The following is a 22,260-nucleotide window of genomic DNA, read 5'->3' on the forward strand; positions in this document are numbered from 1 at the left end:
TGCGGGCCTCTCGCTCCCCGGCTCGGCGAAGGCGCAGCCGATCAGCCGGGTGGGGAGCGGAAAATGCCCGCATGGTGCCAAACATGGAGCCGCCCCGGTGACGCGCGGTCAGCCGAGGCGGCTCGGGAGGAGACTCTGACCAGTTCGTACGAGCTGGTCGGGGTCACGCTCTCTTCTTGAACGTGGAGACCGCCCACACGTAGCCGAGGACGGCGATCCCGACGCACCAGGCGACGGCCGCGATGGCGTCGCCGCTCGAGGGGTTGCCCGCGAGCAGCCCGCGCAGCGTCTCGATGATCGGGGTGAAGGGCTGGTACTCGGCGAACTGCCGAACGCCGACGCCCATCGTTTCCGCCGGCACGAACGCGCTGCTGAGGAACGGCAGCATGATGAGCGGCACGGCGCCCAGGCCCGCCGACTCCGCGGTCTTCGCGGCCAGCCCCATGGCGACCGTGAGCCAGCCGGCCGCGATGCTGAGCAGCACGATGATGCCGACCACGCCGAGCCAGTCGACGGCGCTCGCCTTGGGGTCGAACCCCATCAGGAAGGCCACGCCGATGATGGCCGCGCAGCCCACCAGGGCGCGCACGGCGGTGATGACGACGTGTCCGGTCAGCATGGCGCCGCGGGAGACGTCCATGACCTTGAACCGGTTGATGATGCCCTTGGTCATGTCGGAGTTCACGGCCGTCGCGGTGGCTCCCAGCCCGTAGCTGATGGCCATGACGAGCAGACCCGGCGTCGCGTAGTCGATGTAGTCGTCGCCGACGCTGAACGCGCCGCCGAACACCTTGACGAACATCAGCATGATCACGATGGGGAACAGGACCGCGTTGAACATCGTGATGGGGTTGCGCACGTTGTGCTTGATGTTGCGGCGCAACATGATCGAGGAATCGGCCAACGGCGTCGAAGCAGTGCTCACTGTGCGATCGCCTCCTTGCTCAGGTGCTCGGTACGCGTGGGGTCGGTCAGGGCGAGGAAGACGTCGTCGAGGTCCGGTCGCTGCACCGAGAACTCCTGGGCGTCCAGCGAGTGCGCGTCGAGCTGGTCCAGCAGGACCCGCAGCGACCTCGTCTCACCGTCGCTGGCCACCCGCAGGGTCAGCTCCTCGTCGTCCCGCGTGGACCCGGTCAGGAGGCGGGCCGCCGCGTCGAGTTCGTAGAGGTCGGCGAAGCGGAATCGGATGTGGGTGCCGGGGATCTGGCGCTTGAGCTCCTCCGGGGTGCCCTGGGCGACCAGACGGCCCCCGTTGAGCACCGCGATCTGGTCGGCGAGCTGGTCGGCCTCCTCGAGGTACTGGGTGGTGAGGAAGATGGTGGTGCCCTCGGCCACGAGCTCGCGGACGATCCCCCACATGGTGCGCCGGCTGCGCGGGTCGAGACCCGTCGTCGGCTCGTCGAGGAAGATGATCTCCGGGTCGCCGACCAGCGTCATCGCCAGGTCCAGCTTGCGGCGCATACCGCCGGAGTAGGTCGACGACAGCTTGTCCGCCGACTCCACCAGGTCGAAGCGCTCCAGAAGCTGCGTGACCACCCGGTCACCGCCCCGCACCCGCTTCAGGTCCGTCATCAGCTGCAGGTTCTCGCGCCCCGACAGCAGATCGTCGACCGCGGCGAACTGACCGGTCACGCCGATGGCCGCGCGCGCCTGCTTGGTCGCGGTCGCCACGTCGTGCCCGGCGACGCGCACCGTACCGGCGTCGGCCTTCATCAGCGTCGTGAGGACGTTGACCGTCGTCGTCTTGCCGGCCCCGTTCGGACCGAGCAGGGAGAAGATCGATCCTGCGGCGACATCGAAATCGATGCCGTCGAGGACGACCTTGTCGCCATATGCCTTGCGCAGCCCTGAAACTGCAATCGCTGAACTTCTCATTCCTCCACTTTCCTCTCCGGGCCTGTCACGCACCTGTCACATCCCTGACACGGCGTTCGACAAGATCGCCCGGGCCAGAGGACCGCTCATTCCATCCGCGAAACCGCCCCGCCCTAACGACCGCGGGCGGACTGAGCCTCGATCACGTCCAGCACCTCACGGCCGAGATCGACCAGATACATGTGATCGCCCGGAAACTCCACATAGCTGAATTCGGCGGTGGTCGACGCCTGCCACTGCTGGGCTTCTTCCGCAGTGACCAGTCCGTCGGAGGCACCCCGCAGCGAGCAGATCGGGACCGAAACGAGTTCGTCGGTGCTCGGGACGTAGTTCTCGTGCATTTCGCAGTCGGCCTGCAGCACGGGGAGAATCAGTTCCCGCATCTCCGGGTGGTCGAGGGCCTCGTGCCGGAACCCCGCGAACTCCTCGACCCTGGCGAGGAACTCCTCGTCCTGGAGCCCGGTGGCCCGCCGCTCGCGCTGGGTCCACGGCCCGGGCGAACCGCTGACGACCAGCCGCTCGACCTGCACACCGCGCGCGGTCAGCAGGTGCACCAGCTCGTACGCGAGCACCGCGCCCAGGCTGTGCCCGAACAGCACGACCCGGGCCCCTTCGCCGAGGTCCGCGACGACCTCGTCGATCGAGCCCTTGGCCGCCTCGACGACGTTCCGGTACGGCTCCTCCAGGATCTTCCGCTCCCGGCCCGGCAGGTCGACCGAGGTGACGCGCCACCGGCCGGCGGCCGGCTCCCGCCACGGGTGGAAGAACGAAGGACCTGCTCCTGCGAACGGCACGCACAGCAGCGTGGCCTGGTCCCCGTGTTCCGCGGACATGCCGGGCTCTGTCACCCCGACCAACCCCAATCATCCATTCGATCGTTTGTTGAACAGTTCCGGTACATAGATGTCCGGTCGCTACGCGAGCTTGCGGCCCACGACCTCGAAGAATTCGGCCACGGGTGCGGGCATGTGCATTTCGTGGTGCGTGGCGTGCATCTCGTGCACCTCGAGGGAACCGCCGACGTACGGGCGCCACAGGTGCGCGTACGACTTCTCCTCGAGCGTCGCGTTGAAATACAGCACGTCGCCGCGGTAGACCGGAGATTCGAAATCCATCATCCGGTTCGTGTTGTTCGCCATGACCTTCGACATGGTGTCCAGCAGGCCCTGCCGGTTGCCCATGCGGATGTACTGGCTGAAGTCGTCCTCGAGCTCCACCCGGTAGTCCGACGACTCCTTGCCGGCGTGTACCTCCGTGAACCCGTGGCCACCCGGCTGGGCGTCCAGGATGGCCACGAAGGCGACCTCGTGGCCGAGCCGGTCGAGCGCATCCGCGACGGCCTGCACGATGGTGCCGCCGTAGGACCAGCCGATCAGGTTGAACGGCCCCTCCGACTGGATCTTCAGCATCTGGGTGACGTAGTCGTCGATCATCTCCTGCACGGAGCCCGCCAGCGTGTCCACGCCGTCGGAGCCGCGGGACTGCAGGGCGTAGGCCGGCCGGTCCTGCAGGTGCAGCACGAAGCTGTAGTACGCCCAGCCCAGCCCGCCGCCTCCGTGGAAGAACCACACCGGCGCCTTGCCCGTACCGGGATCGCTGTTCAGGGGCAGCACGACCGCGAACGAGTCCGCGTCGTCCGCGGGAACGCCGCCGGCGAGCATCAGCGCGGCCAGCTCGGCCACCGTCGGGTACTTGATGACCGTCCTGATGGGAATGTCGATGTCGAACTCGTTGCGGATGCGGACGCTGAGCCGGGTGGCCAGCAGCGAGTGCCCGCCGAGCGCGAAGAAGCCGTCGTCGATGCCGACCTTCTCCAGGCCGAGCAGCTCGCCGTAGAGGGCGCACAGCTTCTCCTCGAAGGCGTTGCGCGGCTCCCGGCTGACCACCGCGGTGTTCGCGTCCTCCGAGGGCAGTGCCCGCCGGTCGAGCTTGCCGTTCGAGGTCAGCGGGATCTCCGACAGCGGAATCAGCACGGAGGGCACCATGTAGTCCGGGAGTCGCTCGCGCATGTACTCGGACAGCTCGGCGAGCAGCGCACCGGTCGGCTCGTCGTCGGACTCGGGCACCACGTAGCCCACGATGCGCTTGTCGTCCTCGTGGTTCTCGCGCACCACGATCACCGCCTGCGCCACACCCGGATGCCCGGCCAGCACGTTCTCGATCTCGCCCAGCTCGATCCGGAAGCCGCGGATCTTCACCTGGGTGTCGGCCCGGCCCACGTACTCCAGCTGACCGTTCCGGCTCCAGCGGACCAGGTCGCCGGAGCGGTACATCCGCTCGCCCGGCACGCCGAAGGGGCAAGCGACGAACCGCCCCGCCGTCAGATCCGGCCGGCCGTGGTACCCGCGGGCCAGGCCGTAGCCCGCCACGTACAGCTCCCCGGTCACGCCGGTGGGCGCCGGCAGGAGGTTCGCGTCCAGGACGTAGGCGCGCAGGCCCGGGACGGCCGGGCCGATCACGCTGGCGCGGAAGCGGGCGGCGGAGTTCTCGTCCAGGTCGATGCGGGTGACGTGCACCGTGGTCTCGGTGATGCCGTACATGTTCACCAGCACCGGCGCATCCGGGGCGTGGCGCTGGTACCAGTCGGCAAGGCGGTTCAGGTCGAGGGCCTCGCCGCCGAACACCACGTACCGCAGGGCCAGGTCCTGGCCGGGAGCGTCCGCGTCGGCCTGGACGAGCTGGTAGAAGGCCGAGGGCGTCTGGTTGAGGACGGTCACCCGCTCGCGGGCGAGCAGCTGGAGGAAGTCGCCCGGGGAGCGGGAGACGTCGTAGGGGACCACGACCAGGCGTCCGCCGTGCAGCAGCGGCCCCCACAGCTCCCACACCGAGAAGTCGAAGGCGTAGGAGTGGAAGAGGGTCCACACGTCGTCCGCGCCGAAGGCGAAGTCCTCGGCGGCGCTGAAGAGCCCGACCACGTTGCTGTGCGGGATCAGCACGCCCTTGGGGCGGCCGGTCGACCCGGAGGTGTAGATCACGTACGCCGGGTGCTGGGGGCGCAGGGGCGTGCGGCGCTCGGCGTCGGTGAGGTCGGCGGCCGTCTCCTCGGCGAAGGACCCGGCCTGGTCGAGGTGGACCAGCGGGAGGTCCTGGTCCAGCCCCTGCGCGGCAGCGTTCGAACTGGTGGTGACCAGCAGGACCGGCTGGGCGTCCTGGACCATGTACGCGATGCGGTCGGCCGGGGAGTCGGGGTCGATCGGGAGATAGGCACCGCCCGCCTTGAGCACCGCGAGCAGCGCGACGACCAGCTCGGCCGAGCGCTCCAGGCAGACTCCGACCAGGGACTCGGGGCCGACGCCCTGGGCGACGAGGTGCCGCGCGAGCCGGTTGGCCCGGGCGTTGACCTCGCCGTAGGTGAGCGTGTCGCCCTCGTGGGACACGGCGACCTCGTCCGCCCGCTGCGCCGCCTGGCGTTCAAACAGCTCGACCAGGGTGACCTCGGGGATGTCGTGGCCGGCGGGGTTCACGTCCCGCAGCAGCCGCTGCCGCTCGGCCGCGCTCAGCACGTCGACGTCGCCGACGCGGACGCTCGGATCGGCGGCCAGCTGCTCCAGCACCCGGACGAGCCGGGCGGCGATCACCTCGGCCGACTCGCGGTCGAACAGCTGGGTCGCGTACTGGAGGTCGCCCTGCAGCGCGCCCGACTCGTCCGCGGTCAGGCTGAAGAACAGGTCGACCATGGCGGTCGACGGGATGGCCTGCTCGAACTTCACCTCGAGCCCGGGGATCCCGAGGTCCGGCTTCTGGTAGCTCTGCCAGGCGAACATCACCTGGAACAGCGGCTGGTAGGACGCGGAGCGCTCGGGGTTGATGGCCTCGACGAGCAGGTCGAACGGGACGTCCTGGTACTCGTAGGCCGTCAGCGCCTTGTCCCGCACCTGGGCGAGCAGCTCGGTGAAGGTCGGGTTGTCGGAGAGGTCCGCCCGCAGCACCTGGGTGTTGACGAAGAACCCGATCAGATCGGCCAGCGCCTCGTCGGTCCGTCCGGCGATCGGGGAGCCGATCGTCAGGTCGTCCCCGCCGCCGAGCTTGCGCAGCAGCACCGCCAGCGCGCCCTGCAGGACCATCGACATGGACGCACCGCGCTCGTCGGCCAGCCTCTGCAGCCCGGCCGCGACCTCCGCGTCCACGGAGAGGCCGATCGTCTCGCCGTGCGAGTTCGCCTCCGCGGGCCGCGGGCGGTCCGTCGGCAGGCTCAGCGGCTGCGGCACGCCGTCCAGCTGCTTGCGCCAGTACTCGACCTGCTGCGCGGCGAGGCTTTCCGGGTCGGACACCTCGCCGAGCACCTCGCGCTGCCACTGCGCGTACTCCTTGTACTGAACGGGCAGCGGCTCCCACTGCGGCGCCTGGCCGTCCTGGCGGGCGGCGTAGGCGGCGATCAGGTCCCGCATCATCGGCGCGCTCGAGCTGCCGTCCGAGGCGATGTGGTGGACGACCATGACGAGGACGCGCTCCTGGGGGGAGCAGCGCAGCAGGTGCGCCCGGAAGGGGAGTTCGCCCTCCAGGTCGAACCCGTGCGAGACGGCTTCGTCGATCGCGCGGGACATGTCCTCGGGCGCCACGTCGGCCACCTGCACCTGGGGCGAGGCCTCCGCCACCGTCAGGATCCGCGAGTAGGGCTCTCCGTCGTCATCCGTCGCGTACGTGGTTCTCAGGATCTCGTGCCGGTCGACCACGTCGCGGATCGCCGCGGCGAGGGCGTCCTGGTCCAGGGATCCGGTCAGCCGGAAGGCGGCGGAGATGTTGTAGGTCGCCGCCCCCCCTTCCAGCTGGTGGAGAAGCCACATACGGCGTTGTGCGAATGACAGCGGAATCATCACTTCACATCCTTAACGATCATCTGGCGCAAGCTGGGGCGACGGGGAGCGGCCGACTCCTGCGACCAGGTGGCGAGCGCGGCCACCGACGGCAGGTCGAAGATCTTCCGGATCGGTATCTCGATCCCCATCTCGGCGCGGGCGCGGCTGATCAGCCTGGTGGCGAGCAGCGAGTGCCCGCCGAGCTCGAAGAAGCCGTCGTCGATGCCGACCCGGTCCACACCGAGCACCTCGGCGAACAGCTTGGCCAGGGTCTCCTCGCGGGGAGTTCGAGGCGCTCTGTAGGCGGCGCCGTTGTACTCCGGTTCGGGCAGCGCGGCCCGGTCCAGCTTTCCGTTCGGGCCGAGCGGCAGCCGGTCGAGGAGCATGAAGGCGGCCGGCACCATGAAGTCCGGCAGCCGCTCCGAGACGAAGCCGTGCAGCTCCTTCGTCGACGGGCCGGAGCCGTCGCCGGTCTTGGTGTCCTCGCCGGTGACGACGGGCACGACATAGGCGACCAGCTGCTTGCTGGTGCTGCCGGCGCGCCCGTCGCAGGCGATGACGACGGCCTGCGCGACCCCGGGGTGCGCGGTGACCGCGGCCTCGACCTCGCCGGGCTCGACGCGGAAGCCGCGCACCTTGACCTGCGCGTCCCCGCGGCCCGCGTACTCCAGCCGGCCGTCGGCGTTCCAGCGCGCCAGGTCACCGGTGCGGTACATGCGCGAGCCGGACGGGCCGAACGGGTCGGCGACGAAACGCTCTGCGGTCAGTTCTGCGCGGCCGTGGTAGCCGCGGCCCACGCTTCCGCCGACGTACAGCTCGCCGACGGCGCCGGGCGGCAGCGGAGTCAGGCCGGGGCCGAGGACGTAGGCCCGCATGTTGCCGAGCGGGGTGCCGACGGGCGTGCTGCCCGACCCGGGCTGCATGTCGCCGTGGACGGCGAAGGTGGTGGCGTAGAACGACTCGCTCTGCCCGTAGGCGTTGACGACCCGTACGCCCGGGAAGGCCTTTCGCGTCTTCTCGACGAGCGACGAGGGCAGGGCCTCGCCGGCGAAGACGACCGTCTCCACGCTGGTGCGGCCGGAGATCTCGTCGACGAGTTCGGCGAAGGCGGACGGCACGGTGGAGATGACGCTGCCGCTCCAGCCCTCCCGCTCGCCCAGGACCAGGACGTCCCGGACCACTTCGACGACGCCGCCGGAGGCGAGGGTCGTGAAGATCTCGAACGCCGAGACGTCGAAGTTGACCGACGTGCCCGCGAGGAGCCGCTTGCCCGGCTCCATGCCGACGCGGGAGGCGAGCCGCAGCACGCCGTTGACCACGTTGGCGTGGGTGATGGCGACGCCCTTGGGCTTGCCCGTGGAGCCGGAGGTGTACATGACGTACGCCAGCTGATCCGCGTGGAGCGGCAGTGCGAGGCCCGTGTCGTCGCCGGACAGGTCGAGCGTGTCGAGGAAGACGTCCGGGGCGTCGTGCCCCGGCAGCACCGCGACGGTCTTGGAGTCCGTCAGGACCAGGCGCGGCCGCGCCTCCTCGAGGATGGCCTCGAGGCGGTGGCTGGGGTACTTGGGGTCGACCGGCAGGTACGCGCCGCCCGCCTTCAGGACCGCGAGCAGTGCGACCACCAGGTCCGCCGACCGCGGCAGCGACACCGCGACCACCGACTCCGGGCCCACCCCGCGTCCGGCCAGTTCGCGCGCCAGGCGGTTGGCCCGGGCGTCCACCTCGCGGTACGTGAGCGACTCGCCCTCGGCGATCACGGCGACCTCGTCCGGGGTCCGCGCCGCCTGTTCCTCGACGAGCTCGTTGATCGTGACGTCCGGAGTCGGGACGGCCGTGTCGTTGAACTCGGTGAGCAGCCGGTCGCGTTCGGCCGGATCCAGGATGTCGACGTCGGCGACCTTCAGGTCGGGGCCGGCCGCCAGCTGCCGCAGGACGCGCACGAGGCGGGCCGCGAGCACCTCCACGGCGTCCTGCTCGAAGACGCCCTGCGTGTACTGGAGGATGAAGTGGAGGTGCGGGTCGAGCGCCGCCATCAGCGTCAGCGGGTAGTTGGTGCCCGTGGCCGCGCGCAGGCCCGTGAAGGCGATCCCGTCCGCGGCGTCGGAGGCGGCGCCGATGCCTTCCTCGTCGACCGGGTACGACTCGAAGACGACCAGCGTGTCGAAGAGGGACTTCAGGCCGACGGACTGCTGGATCTCGGTGAGCCCGTAGTAGTGGTGGTCCAGGAGCCGGGCCTGCCGGCTCTGCAGCCGGGTGAGGACCTCGGCGAGGGTGTCGCCGGGTCCGTACTCGACGCGTACGGGAAGGGTGTTGATGAACATCCCGACGATCGAGTCGACGTCCGTCACCTCGGGCGGGCGCCCGGAGACGGTGGCGCCGAGCACCACGTCCTGGCGGCCGGTGAGCTGGCCGAGCAGCAGCCCCCAGGCACCCTGGACCAGGGTGTTGACGGTGACGCCCAGCTCGGTGGCGCGCCGGCTCAGGGCGCGGGCCTCCTCCTCGGGGAGCGTGATGTCGACCTGGCCGACGCCCTCGCCCCCGCCTTCGGAGCCGGGCACGAGCAGGGTCGGCTCCTCGACGCCGTCCAGCTCGGCCGCCCACACCCGGGCGGTCTCCTCCTGGTCCTGGCGGGCGCGCCAGGAGAGGAACTCGCCGAAGTCGCGGGTCGCGGGCAGACCGGCCGGGTCGCCGTGGGACGCGTAGAGCAGCAGCAGGTCCCGCATGAGCAGGGGCATGGACCAGCCGTCGATGAGCACGTGGTGGGCGGTCATCACTAGCTCGGCGCGGCCGTGCTCGAGGACGACGAGCGCCACGCGGATCAGCGGCGGGGTGGCCACGTCGAAGTAGGCGCTCCGGTCCTCGGCGAGGAACGCCTCGAACTGCTCGGTCCGTTCCGCCTCGTCGAGGGCGGTCAGGTCGAGGTACTGCCACGGCAGCGACACCGTCTCGGGCACCACCTGCACCACGTCGCCGTCCGCCCGGTTGACGAACGCGGCGCGGAGGCTGGGGTGGCGCGCCAGCAGGGCCTGCGCAGCCAGGTGCATCCGCTCCGGGTCGACCTCGCCGGACAGGTGGAACACCAGCTGCATGTGGTAGGCGTCGAACTCGGCGCCGGCCAGCATCGTGTGGAACAGCATCCCGGACTGCACCGGGGTCGTCGGCCACACCTTGGCCAGCTTGCCGAACCGGGTCTCCCAGGTGTCGATCTCCTGCTGGCCCACCTCGACCAGGGGTGCGTCGCTCGGGGTCAGGCCGCCGGCTTCGGGGGTCGTGGCGTGCCGGGCCAGGGCGGTCAGCGCCTCGACCCACAGCCCGGCCAGCTCGGTGACCTCGTCGCGGGAGAGCACCCCGGTCGGGAAGCCGAAGTAGGCGGTCAGCTCGTCACCGGCGGCCACGGCGTTGATCTCCAGCGCCGACAGCACCGGCATGTCCGCGTCGGGCGCGGCGATCAGGTCCTGGTGGGTGGTGTCCGGCGCCCAGCCGAGGCCCCGCAGCTCCTCGGGGATGTCCGCGCTGGACGCCCGGCCCAGGTAGTTGAAGCCGATCCGCGGCTCCCGCCGTCCGGCGAGCGCGGGGGCGGTCTCCGTGTTGAGGTGGCGCAGCAGGCCGTAGCCCATGCCGTTGTCCGGCACGGCGCGCAGCTGTTCCTTGACGGCCTTGACCGCGCGGCCGGCGGCGGGGCCGCCGGCGAACGCGTCCGCGACGTCGACGCCCGCCAGGTCCAGCTTCACCGGGTACATCGCGGTGAACCAGCCGATCGTGCCGGACAGGTCGGCACCGGGCACGAGGTGGTCCTCGCGGCCGTGGCCTTCGAGCCGGACCAGCGTCGAGTCCCCGGACACGCCCCGCGTCCGACGCCAGCGCGCCAGTGCCAGCGCCAGGCCGGCCAGCAGCCCGTCGTCGACACCGCCGCGGAACACCGCGGGCACCGTGTCGAGCAGGGTCGCGGTGACGTCGGCCGGCACCTGGATGCGTACGGTGTCCACGGTGGCCGTGACATCGCGCGCCGGGTCCACGTCCCGGGCGCCGAGCACGGGCTCCTCGCCGCTGAGCATCTCCTGCCACACGGGCAGTTCCGCCACCCGCTCCGGGGTGGCCGCCTCGTCGGCGAGGGCGTGCATCCACCGGCGCAGCGAGGTGCTCTCCGGGGCGGCTTCCGGGGCGAGGCCCGCACGGATCCGCTTCCATGCGGCGGCCAGGTCCGGCACCAGGATGCGCCAGGACACGCCGTCGACGACCAGGTGGTGCAGCACGATCAGCAGGCGGTCCGCCTCCGCGGCGGAGGTGAGCCACACGAACTGGGCCATGACGCCCGCGTCCGGGTCGAGCCGGTCCGCGGCCGCGTCCAGCTCGGCCTGCACGTCGGCGCCGGCGTAGCCGACCTCGTGCACCAGCGCGCCGGCGTCCACGCTGCCGACGGGCTCCATGCGCAGGCCCGGCTCCGCCCGGTCGAGGCGGGAGCGCAGCACGTCGTGACGGTCCAGGACGGCCTGGAGCGTGGCGAGCAGACCCGTACGGTCGATGTCCTCGGGCAGGGTGAGCAGCGCGGACATGCAGAACCGGCCGGTTGCGCCGCCCAGGCCGAGTACGTGCGCACCCGTCGGGGGCAGCGGAGCCCAGCCCACGCCACCGCCCGGCAGTTCGGCCAGGACGACCCGCTCCTCTTCCTCCCGGCCTTCGACCAGTTCCGCGAGCCGGGCGACCGTGCGGTGCTCGAAGATCTCCCGCGTGCTGACCACCACGCCGCGCGTCTTGGCCCGCGCGACGACCTGGATGGAACGGATGCTGTCGCCGCCGCTGGTGAAGAAGTCGTCGTCGATGCCCACCTGCTCGCTGCCGAGCACGTCCGCGTACACCTCGGCCAGGACCCGCTCGGCCTCGTTGCGCGGCGCCCGGTACTCGGTGCGGGCGAACTCCGGCTCGGGCAGCGCGGCCCGGTCCAGCTTTCCGTTCGCGTTCAGCGGCAGCCGGTCCAGCACCACGATCAGCGCGGGCACCATGTAGTCCGGCAGCCGCTTGGCCACGAACCGCTGCAGGTCCGCCGGGGAGAGGGCGGCGTCCGGGGCGGCTTCGCCGTCGGTGGCGCCCGCGGGCGCCACGTAGCCGACGAGCCGTGCGGTGCCGGTGTGGTCCTCGCCGACCGTGACCACGGCCTGGCCGACCGCGGAGTGCTGGGCGAGGGCCGTCTCGATCTCGGTCGGCTCGACACGGATGCCGTTGACCTTCACCTGGTTGTCGGCGCGTCCCGCGTACTTCAGCCGGCCGTTCTCGTCCCACTGGGCCAGGTCACCGGTGCGGTACATGCGCGCGCCGGCGGGGCCGAAGGGGCATGCGACGAACCGCTCCGCGGTGATGGTGCCGTTGCCGTGGTAGCCGCGGGCGATCAGACCGCCGACGTACAGTTCGCCGATCACGCCGGGCGCGACCGGGGTGAGCTCCGGCCCCAGCACGTACGTGCGCATGTTGGCCAGGGGCGCTCCGACCGGTACCGCACCGGTCCCGGCCGACTGCTGCGGGAGCGTGTGCGTGGCGGCGTAGAAGCTTTCCGTCTGTCCGTAGGCGTTGACGACACGGACGTCGGGCAGGGCGCGGCGCACCTTGCGGACCAGGTCGGCCGACAGGGCTTCGCCCGCGAAGATGACGGTGTCCACCTCGAGTTCGAGGCCGTCCGGGGCACCGGTGATCTGGTCGAGCAGCGCGGAGAACACCGCGGGCACGGCGCTGATGGTCGTGCCGGACCAGCTGCCGCGCTCGGCGAGTTCGAGCACGTCACGGACGACCTCGACGCTCGCACCGCTGGTCAGCGCGGTGAAGATCTCGAACACGGAGACGTCGAAGTTCACCGAGGTCGCGGCGAGCATCCGGGAGCCGGCCTCGACCTGCACGGTCCGACGCAGGTCCTGCACACCGTTGACCACGCTGCCATGGGTGATGGCGACGCCCTTGGGCGTCCCGGTCGACCCCGACGTGAACATCACGTAGGCCAGGTTGTCCGGCCCGATGCGGACGTCCGGGGCCTCGACGGCCCGGCCCTCGAGGCTCAGGTCGTTGAGGTGGAGTACCGGCTGGCGGCACTTGGACACGGTCGGCGCCGTCTGGTAATCGGTCAGCACCAGTGCGGGGTCGGCCGTGTCGAGCAGCAGGTCGACTCGTGCGGCCGGGTAGTTGGGGTCGATCGGCAGGTAGGCGCCGCCGGCCTTGAGTACGGCGAGGAGCGCGACCACCAGGTCAGCGGACCGTGGCAGTGCCACGGCGACCAGGACGTCCGGCCCGACACCGCGGTCCTGCAGCACCGCAGCCAGCCGGTTGGCGCGGGCGTCCAGCTCCCGGTAGGACAGCGTGGCCCGTCCGGACACCACCGCGGTCGCGTCCGGCGTCTGCGCCGCCTGGGCGGCGACGAGCTCCGGCACCGTCGTGCCGCTCACCGGTACCGTCGTCTCGTTCAGCTTGGTCAGCCAGCTGCGTTCGGCGTCGGTGAGCACGTCCACCCCGCCGAGCCGCGTCCCCGAGTCGGCGACCACCTGGCGCAGCACGCGCACGTAGCGGTCGACGAGGCTCTCGGCCGTGGCGTGGTCGAACAGCTCGGTCGCGTACTCCAGCCGCCCGTACGCGCCACCGGCCGGGGCCGGGACGATGTTGAAGAACAGGTCGAACTTCGCGGTGCCGGTGCCTGCCGGGACGGGGGTGATGCGCAGACCCGGGGTCTCGATCTGCGACCACTCGAACTGCCAGGCCAGCATGACCTGGAACAGCGGCTGGTAGGCGGTGGTGCGGTCCGGGCTCAGCAGCTCCACCAGGCGCTCGAACGGAACGTCCTGGTTGTCGTACGCGGCCAGGGCCCGGTCGCGGACCTGGTCCAGCAGGTCGCCGAACGAGGGGTTCTGCGAGAGGTCGACGCGCAGCACCCAGGTGTTGGCGAAGAAACCGATCAGGTCGTCGAGCTGCTCGTCGGCGCGCCCCTCGATCGGGCTGCCGATGGTCAGGTCGTTGCCGGCGCCGAGGTGGTGCAGGAGCACCGCGAGCACGGCCTGGGCGACCATGGGCGCGGTGGCGCCGTGCGACCCGGCGAGCTTCCCGACTCCGGCAAGGAGTTCCGGTTCCAGCTCGAAGTCGACGTGGCCGCCGCGGTGGTCGGCCGCCGTCGGCCGCGGCCGGTCCAGCGGGAGCTGGACCGGCTGCGGGACGCCGGCCAGTTCGGTGCGCCAGTAGTCCAGCTGCGCCGCGGCGACGCTGTCCGGGTCCTCCTCGTCGCCGAGGACCTCGCGCTGCCACAGCGTGTAGTCCTTGTACTGGATCGGAAGGGGAGTCCACTGCGGCGCACCGCCCTGCTTGCGGGCCGAGTACGCCGACAGCAGGTCCCGGATGAAGGGCGCCATCGACGCCCCGTCCGCGGCGATGTGGTGGATGACGAACACCACCACGTGCTCCTGCGGGCAGATCCGCAGCACGGTGGTCCGCAGGGGGAGCTCCGTGTCGAGGTCGAAGCCTTCGCACGCGGCCTCGGCGGCCGCGGCCTCCACCGCGTCCGCGGCCACGTCGACCACCCGGAACTGGAGGGCGGCCTCCTGCGCGGGCACGATCCGCTGCTCCGGGGTGCCGTCCTCGTTCTCGGCGATCAGGGTGCGCAGGCTCTCGTGCCGGGTGACGACGTCCGTCACCGCCGCGGCCAGGGCCGCCGTGTCCAGCGGCCCGTCCAGGCGCAGCACGAACGGGATGTTGTAGGTCGCGGACGGGCCTTCCAGACGGTGGAGGAACCACAGCCGACGCTGTGCGAAGGACAACGGGATCATCGACGTACTCCTACACGTTCATCGGGCGAAGCTGGGGGCGGTTCGACGTGCCCGTCTTCTCGAGCCGGGTCGCCAGTTCGGCGACGGTCGGACTGCGGAACACGGTGGTGACCTTCACGTCGACCTTGAGCTCGTTGCGGATGCGGCCGGTCAGCCGGGTGGCGAGCAGCGAGTGCCCGCCGTGGTCGAAGAAGTCGGCGTCGATGCCGACCTCCTCCAGACCCAGCAGTTCGGCGAACAGCCGGCAGAGGACTTCCTCGTTGTGGTTGCGAGGCCCTCGTCCGGTCACGGCGGCTTCCGTGTGGTCCGGTGCGGGGAGCGCCTTGCGGTCGAGCTTCCCGCTCGGCGTGGTGGGGAAGGCCGCGAGCGGCACGATGGCCGAGGGGACCATGTACTCGGGCAGGTTGTCCCGGGCCAGGTCCGTCAGGGCCGTGAGATCCAGCTGGGCCGCCGGCTTGGCCGTCACCACGTACGCGACGAGCCGCTGGTCACCGGGGCGGTCCTCGCGGACCAGGGCCACCGCGCCGTCGACGTCCGGGTGCTTGGCCAGCGCCGTCTCGATCTCGCCGAGCTCGATGCGGAAGCCGCGGAGCTTGACCTGGAAGTCGGACCGGCCGATGTACTCGACCTGGCCGTCCTGGTTCCACCGCACGACGTCGCCGGTGCGGTACATCCGGGTTCCCGGCTCGCCGAAGGGGCAGGCGACGAACCGGTTCGCGGTCAGCTCCGTCTGTCCCAGGTAGCCCCGGGCGAGCCCGGTACCGGCCAGGTACAGCTCGCCGGTGACCCCCGGCGCGACCGGGCGCAGCGCCTCGTCCAGCACGTACACCTGGGTGTTCCACACGGGGGCGCCGATCGGCACCCGGTCGGCACCCGGCACGTGCTGGTACGCCGTGACCTCGACGGACGCCTCGGTGGGCCCGTAGAGGTTGTGCACACCGCAGCCCGGCAGCACCTCGACGACGCGGTTGGCAAGCGCGGGCGGGAACGCCTCACCGGCGACCTCGATCCAGCGCAGGCTGGTGCACTCCTTCGCCGAGGGCTCGTTGACGAACGCCTCCAGCAGGGAGGGCACGAAGTCCGCTCCGGTGACACGCTCCCGCTGGATCAGGTCGGCGAGGTAGGCCGGGTCCCGACGCCCGTCGGGACGCGCGATCACGACCGCGGCGCCGACCTGGAGCGGCGCGAACAGCTCCGGCACCGAGACGTCGAAGCTGGCCGTGGTGCTCAGCAGCACCCGGTCCCGGGCGCCGACGTCGAAGTGCGCCAGACCCCACTTGAGCCGGTTCAGGATCGCCCGGTGCGCCACCTGCACGCCCTTGGGACGGCCGGTGGAACCGGAGGTGTAGATGACGTACGCGGCGTTGTCCGGCGTCAGTGCGCGCTCCGGGTTCGTCTGCGGGTACTCGGAGACGTCCGGAAGGTCTGCGTCGAGCACCAGCAGCGGCTTCGCGCTGTCCAGCACGCGCGCCACCCGGTCCTCGGGCAGCTCGGTGTCGATCGGCAGGTAGGCCGCACCGGCCTTCACCACCGCGTAGATCGCCACCATCAGGTCCACCGAGCGGGGGATCTTCACGGCGACCAGCTGCTCGGCGCCGGCACCCTGCTCGACCAGCCAGTGCGCCAGCCGGTTCGCGCGCCGGTTGAACTCGCCGTAGGTCAGGGTCTCCTGCTCGCCGATCAGCGCCACACCGTCAGGGGTGCGCTCCACCTGAGCCTCGAACGCGCCCGGCAGAGTGTCCGGCGCCACCGGATGTGCCGTGTCATTGATCCCCTTGACCAGCCAGTCCCGCTCCTGCGCCGACAGCACCTCCATGGCACCGACCGGCTTCTTCGGGTCCTCGAGCACCTGCTCCAGCACCCGGACGAGCCGGGCGGCGATCTCCTCGGCCGCGTCGCGCTCGAAGAGGTTGGTCTGGTAGTCGAGGGAGAGCCGCAGGTACGGGTCGGAGGAGTTGAGGGTGAGCGGGTAGTGCGAGCCGGCGAACGGCCGGATGGCGTCGATCGTGAAGCCCGCCGAGTCGTTCGCCTCGACGATGCCCTCGCGGTCGATCGGGTAGTTCTCGAACACGACGATCGTGTCGAACAGGGCGGGCAGTCCGACGCCGCGCTGGATGTCGGCCAGGCCGTAGTAGTGGTGGTCGAGCAGTGAGATCTGCCGGTCCTGCAGGTCGGCGATGACCTCGCCGACGGTCTGGTCCGGCCGGCAGCGCACCCTGGTCGGCAGGGTGTTGATGAAGAGGCCGACCATCTCGTCCGAACCGACCAGGTCCGCCGGGCGACCGTTGACGGCCGCGCCGAACACGACGTCGTTCTGGCCGGTCAGCTTCGAGAGGAGGACGGCCCACGCGCCCTGGAGCAGCGTGTTCAGCGTGACGCCGAGTTCCGCGGCGCGCCGGGCGAGTTCCCGGCCCTTGTCGATCGACAGCGGGACCTCGACGCGGCCGAGGCGGGAGGCCTCACCCTTCTCGGGAAGGTCCGCGGCCAGGAGGGTCGGCTGGTCGAATTCGGCGAGCTCGTCCTTCCACCGGGCGGCCGATGCGTCCCGGTCCTGCTTGGACAGCCAGCCCAGGTAGTCGCCGTAGCTCCGGACCGGGGCGAGCTCCTCGGTGCCGCCGTACAGCCGCACCAGGTCCTTGATCACCAGCGGCGACGACCACCCGTCGAACAGGGTGTGGTGGGCCGTGATGATGAGCTTCGCCTTCTGCGGCCCGCAGGTGAGCAGGGCCAGGCGGATCAGCGGCGGCCGGGTGGGGTCGAGCTGGTCGGCCCGGTCGTCGGCGAGGGCCTTGTCGACCGCCGCTTCCTGCCCGGCCTCGTCGAGACCGGTCAGGTCGATGTGCCGCCAGGGGATGTCGACGTGCTCCGCCACGACCTGGACCGGATCGCCGTCGGCTCCGGCCACGAACGCGGAGCGCAGGTTCGGGTACCGCTCGAGGAGCGCCTGCCCGGCCGCCCGCATGCGCGCCGGGTCCACGTGCCCGGTCAGGTGCAGCAGGAACTGCATGTGGTAGACGTCGAAGTTGCCGTCGGCGAGCGCGGCCTGGAACTGGATGCCGGACTGGCCCGGGGCCTGCGGCCACACCTGGACCAGCTTGCCGTAGTGCTCCTCCCAGTCGTCGATCTCGTCCTGCTTCACCGAGACCAGCGGGGCGTCCGAGGGCGTGAGCCCGCCGGTCTGCGGGCGCGCGGCGTGCGCGGCCATGCCGTGCAGCACCTCGACCCACAGCTCGGCCAGTTCGGCGGTGCGCTCGTGGGACAGCACCCCGGTGGGGAACATGAAGACGGCCTGGAGCCGGGCGCCGTCGGCGGTGTCCGTGACGACCGAGTTGACCTCCAGCGCGGACAGCGCGGGCAGGTCCGGGTCGGGCATCGGGATCAGCTGGGCGGACCAGTCCGCCGGCACCCAGCCGTCGGCGCGCAGGTGCTCGGGCACGTCGGCGTCGGAGATCCGGCCGAGGTAGTTGAAGCCGATCTGCGGCGCCGCGTAGTCCTCGAGCTGCGGGGCGGTCTCCGGGTTCAGCCAGCGCAGCAGACCGTAGCCCAGTCCCTTGTCCGGGACGCCGCGCAGCTGTTCCTTGACCAGCTTGATCGCCTTGCCGGCGGCGGAGCCGCCCGCGAGCACGTCGGCCAGGTCCACGCCCTGCACGTCGACCCGGGCCGGGTACATGCTGGTGAACCATCCGACGGTCCGGGAGAGGTCCGCGCCGGGGACGACGTCCTCCTCGCGCCCGTGTCCTTCCAGGCGGACGAGGGTCGAACGGTCGTCACCGCGCCAGCGGTTCACCGCGAGGGCGAGCGCGGCGAGCAGCACGTCGGTGCCGGTGCCCTTGAACGCGGCGGGAAGCTTGGTCAGCACCGCCTCGGTGACCTCGGCGGGCAGCTGCACGCGCACGATGTCGAGGGTGGACATGGTGTCCACGGCGGGATCGAACGCCCGCTCGCCCAGCGGGAGGTTGGGCGACTCGAGCATGTCGCGCCAGTAGTCCAGCTCCTCTTCCCGCTCCGGGGAGAGGGCCTCGGACTCCAGCGCCGCCGCCCAGCGGCGGGCCGACGTGCCGACCTCGGGCAGCTCGGCCGCCTTACCGGACTTGACCTGCTGCCACGCCTCGGCGAAGTCCGACATGAGGATGCGCCAGGAGACGCCGTCCACCACCAGGTGGTGCAGCACCACGAGCAGCCTGCCCGCACCGGAGTCCGCGGCGAACCAGACGAAGTCGGCCATGGTCCCGGCTTCCGGGTCGAGCCGGCCGGCCGCGGCGTCCACCTCGGCCTTCGCCGCCTCCAGCGCGGCGGGGTCGTCCCACCCGCCGGCTATGGGCACGCGGCGGATCAGCTCCGCCGCCCGTACGGCGCCCTGCGGACGTACGACGAGGGAGGGCTCGTCACCGCGCACCAGCTGCGCGCGCAGGAGGTCGTGCCGGTCGAGCACGGCGTCCAGCGTCGCGGCCAGTCCGCTCTCGTCGATGCCCGTGGGCAGCTCGAGCACGATCGACATGGCGAAACGGTTGATCCCGCCGCCGTGCTCGAACACGTGCTGCGCCACCGGCTGCAGCGCCAGCTCGCCGACGCCGCCGCCCTCGAGCTCCGCGAGCACCGGCACCTGGTCCTTGCGGTCGGAGGCCACCTCGGCCAGCCGCTCCGCGGTGCGGCACTCGAAGATCTCCCGCGTGGTCAGGTTCAGGCCGCGGGCCCGGGCCCGGGCCACGACCTGGATGGAGCGCAGGCTGTCGCCGCCGACGGCGAAGAAGTCGTCGTCGATGCCGACCCGGTCCACGCCGAGCACGTCCGCGTACGCGGCGGTGATGATCTTCTCGGCCTCGGTGCGCGGCTCCCGGTAGGCCTCGCCCAGGAACTCCGGCTCGGGCAGCGCCGAGCGGTCCAGCTTGCCGGTCGGGCCGAGCGGCAGCTGGCTGACGGCCACGAAGGCCGACGGCACCATGTAGTCGGGCAGCCGTGCCGCGACGAACTTGCGCAGCTCTGCGGCCGAGGCTCCGGCCTGCACGTCCACGTCGCCGATGCCGCCGGCGCCGTCGTCACCGACGGCCCCCTCGCCGGTGTGCACCACGTAGGCGACGAGACGCCGCCCGTCCGAGCCCACCTCGCGGCTGATCACCACGGCCTCGCTGATACCGGGGTGCTGCGTGATCGCCGCCTCCACCTCGGCGGTCTCGATGCGGAAGCCGCGCACCTTCACCTGGCCGTCACCGCGGCCGACGCACTCCAGTTCACCGTGTGCGTTCCAGCGGGCCAGGTCGCCCGTGCGGTACATCCGCTCGCCGGCGGCGAACGGGTTCGCCACGAAGCGCTCGGCGGTCAGGCCCGGGCGGTCGTGGTAGCCGCGGCCGAGGCAGGTGCCGACGACGTACAGCTCACCGATCACGCCCTGCGGCACCGGGGCGAGGCCCGGGCCCAGCACGTAGGCACGCATGTTCCCCAGCGGGGTGCCGATGGGCGCGACGTCGCTCTCCGCCCACTCCTGGGCCGCGGGGAGGGAGAAGGTGGTGGCGTAGAAGCTCTCGCTCTGCCCGTAGGAGTTCACGATCTGTACGTCGGGCAGGGCCTCGCGGACCTGGCGCACCAGTCGGGCCGGGAGCACGTCGCCCGCGAAGACGACCGTGCGCACGTCGGTCGCCTTGTCCAGGTGACCCACGAGTTCGCCGAGCACCGAGGGGACACCGCTGATGACGTGGCCGTCCCAGCTGTCCCGCTCGGCGAGCGCCAGCGCGTTCGGCACGACCTCGGCGGTGCCGCCGGTGGACAGGGTGGTCAGCAGCTCGAAGACCGAGACGTCGAAGTTCACCGAGGTGCCGGCGAGCATCTTCCAGCCGGTCGGGGCGTCGATGACGCGCACCAGCTCCTGCACGCCGTTGACGACGCTGCGGTGGGTGATCGCCGCGCCCTTCGGCTTGCCCGTGGAGCCGGAGGTGTACATCACGTACGCCAGGTTGTCCGGGCCCAGCGGCGAGATGCGGCCGGTGTTGTCCAGCGCTCCCCGGGGCGCGTCCCATTCGGCGCGGAGGTCGAGGTTGATGCTCGACATGTCGTTCTGCGGCAGGTCCTGCGCCGTCGCGGTGTCGGTGACCACGAAACGCGGGCGCGCCTCGGACAGCACGGTCTCCGCGCGTCCGGCGAGGTACTGCGGGTCCATCGGCACGTAGCCGGCACCGGACTTGAGGATGCCGAGCAGGCCGACGACGAGGTCCTCCGTGCGGGGCAGCGCGAGGACCACCAGGTCCTCCGGGCCGGCACCGCGCCGGACCAGCTCCCACGCGACGGCGTTCGCCCGGTCGTCGAGCTCCCGGTAGGTCAGCGTCCGGTCGTTGCACACGATCGCCGGGGCGTCCGGGGTCCTGGCCGCCTGGCTCTCGAACAGCTCCGGGACCGTCAGCTCGGACGCCGCCGTGGCGTTGTCGTTGAACCGGACGAGCAGAAGGTCCCGCTCGGCCGCGTCGAGCACGTCGATGCCGCCGACGGCGCGCTCCGAGTCGGCCACGAGCTCGCCCAGCACGCGCACGAACCGGTCGGCGAGGCGCTCGACCGTCGCCCTGTCGAACAGGTCGGTGGCGTACTCCAGACGGACTCCGGCCCCGCCGGCGCCGTCCGGGATCATGTTGAAGAACAGGTCGAACTTGGCGGTTCCGGTCTCGAGCGTCTCGGACTCGACACCGAGGCCGGCGAACTCCAGGTCCCCCAGGGGCTCCTGCCAGGCGAGCATCACCTGGAAGAACGGGTGGTAGGCGGTGGACCGGTCCGGGTTGAGCAGCTCCACGAGGCGCTCGAACGGCATGTCCTGGTTGTCGTACGCGGCGAGCGCCCGGTCCCGCACCCGCTGGAGCAGCTGGAGGAAGGTCGGGTTCCCGGACAGGTCGACGCGCAGCACCCAGGTGTTGACGAAGAACCCGACGAGGTCCCGCAGCTCCTCGTCGGTGCGGCCGGCGATCGGCGCACCGAGGGGGACGTCGTCACCGCAGCCGAGGTGGTGCAGGAGCACCGCCAGCGCCGACTGCATGACCATCGACACCGTGGTGTCCTGTTCCGCGGCCACCTTCTCCACGGCGCGGAGCAGGTCGGCCTCGATCGGGAACTTGACCAGGTCGCCGCGGGGGCTCGTCATCTTGGGGCGCGGGCGGTCCGTGGGCAGGGCCAGCGGCTGTGCCATGTCGGCCAGGGCCTCGCGCCAGTACTCCAGCTGCCTGGCGGCCAGGCTGTCCGGGTCGGACTCGTCGCCGAGCATGTCCTGCTGCCACAGCGTGTAGTCCGCGTACTGCACCGGGAGCGGCTCCCACACGGGGGCGTCGCCCTCCTTGCGGGCCGAGTACGCCGTGGTGAGATCGCGGAGCAGCGGCCCGAGGGACTCACCGTCCAGGGCGATGTGGTGCACCACGAGGACCAGGGTGTGGTCGAGCGGGCCGGTCCGGACCAGCGTGGCGCGGATCGGCACGTCGGCGGCCAGGTCGAAGGTCTCGACGGCAGCCGCGTCGACCGCCGCCGCCCTCTTCTCCTCGGCGACCTCGACGACCGGCAGGCCGAAGGGCTTCAGGCCGGACGCCAGCACCTCCTGGTGCGGGATGCCGTCGTCGCCCTCGACGATCACCGTGCGCAGGACTTCGTGCCTGTCGATGACATCGCGGAGCGCCGTCTCCAGCGCACCCACGTTCAGCTCACCGGTCAGCCGCAGGGCGAAAGCGCCGTTGTAGGTCGGCGAAGGGCCTTCGAACCGGTCCACGAACCACAGCCGACGCTGCGCGAACGACAACGGGATCATTGTTTCTCCAAATCGGCGGAACCAGGGAGCA

6 protein-coding genes are annotated in these 22,260 nt (G+C 71.3%); all 6 read right to left on the reverse strand.

The window, feature by feature from the left end:
* Positions 1–163 precede the first annotated feature (163 nt).
* The 6 genes from ACZ5WG_RS29255 to ACZ5WG_RS29280 all read right to left on the reverse strand — a co-directional run bounded on the left by ACZ5WG_RS29255 (position 164) and on the right by ACZ5WG_RS29280 (position 22,229).
* Entirely contained in the window at positions 164–925 is a 762-nt protein-coding gene (locus ACZ5WG_RS29255; RefSeq protein WP_266674330.1) for an ABC transporter permease, read from the reverse strand.
* Complete coding sequence (locus ACZ5WG_RS29260; protein ID WP_468727046.1) at positions 922–1,875, reverse strand: ATP-binding cassette domain-containing protein; 954 nt, start codon at positions 1,873–1,875, stop codon at positions 922–924. The genes ACZ5WG_RS29255 and ACZ5WG_RS29260 overlap by 4 nt, the downstream gene beginning before the upstream one ends.
* A 113-nt stretch (positions 1,876–1,988) precedes the next feature.
* Positions 1,989–2,708 carry a thioesterase II family protein gene (locus ACZ5WG_RS29265; RefSeq protein WP_468727047.1) on the reverse strand — a complete coding sequence of 240 codons (720 nt, stop codon included), beginning with the start codon at positions 2,706–2,708 and terminating at the stop codon, positions 1,989–1,991.
* An 81-nt stretch (positions 2,709–2,789) separates the two neighbouring features.
* Complete coding sequence (locus ACZ5WG_RS29270) at positions 2,790–6,689, reverse strand: non-ribosomal peptide synthetase (protein WP_468727048.1); 3,900 nt, start codon at positions 6,687–6,689, stop codon at positions 2,790–2,792.
* Positions 6,689–14,461: an amino acid adenylation domain-containing protein gene (locus ACZ5WG_RS29275; protein WP_468727050.1), complete on the reverse strand. Its 7,773-nt coding sequence runs from the start codon at positions 14,459–14,461 to the stop codon at positions 6,689–6,691. The genes ACZ5WG_RS29270 and ACZ5WG_RS29275 overlap by 1 nt, the downstream gene beginning before the upstream one ends.
* Positions 14,462–14,471: 10 nt before the next feature.
* Complete coding sequence (locus tag ACZ5WG_RS29280; protein WP_468727053.1) at positions 14,472–22,229, reverse strand: amino acid adenylation domain-containing protein; 7,758 nt, start codon at positions 22,227–22,229, stop codon at positions 14,472–14,474.
* Positions 22,230–22,260 lie beyond the last annotated feature (31 nt).

It is taken from the genome of Streptomyces sp. NPDC032745 (genome assembly GCF_055579465.1).

Excerpts from the sequence above, each read along its gene's own strand:
- ACZ5WG_RS29260 (WP_468727046.1), bottom strand. The coding sequence starts at position 1,875 with ATGAGAAGTTCAGCGATTGCAGTTTCAGGGCTGCGCAAGGCATATGGC.
- ACZ5WG_RS29265 (WP_468727047.1), bottom strand. The coding sequence starts at position 2,708 with ATGTCCGCGGAACACGGGGACCAGGCCACGCTGCTGTGCGTGCCGTTC.
- ACZ5WG_RS29270 (WP_468727048.1), bottom strand. The coding sequence starts at position 6,689 with ATGATTCCGCTGTCATTCGCACAACGCCGTATGTGGCTTCTCCACCAG.
- ACZ5WG_RS29275 (WP_468727050.1), bottom strand. The coding sequence starts at position 14,461 with ATGATCCCGTTGTCCTTCGCACAGCGTCGGCTGTGGTTCCTCCACCGT.
- ACZ5WG_RS29280 (WP_468727053.1), bottom strand. The coding sequence starts at position 22,229 with ATGATCCCGTTGTCGTTCGCGCAGCGTCGGCTGTGGTTCGTGGACCGG.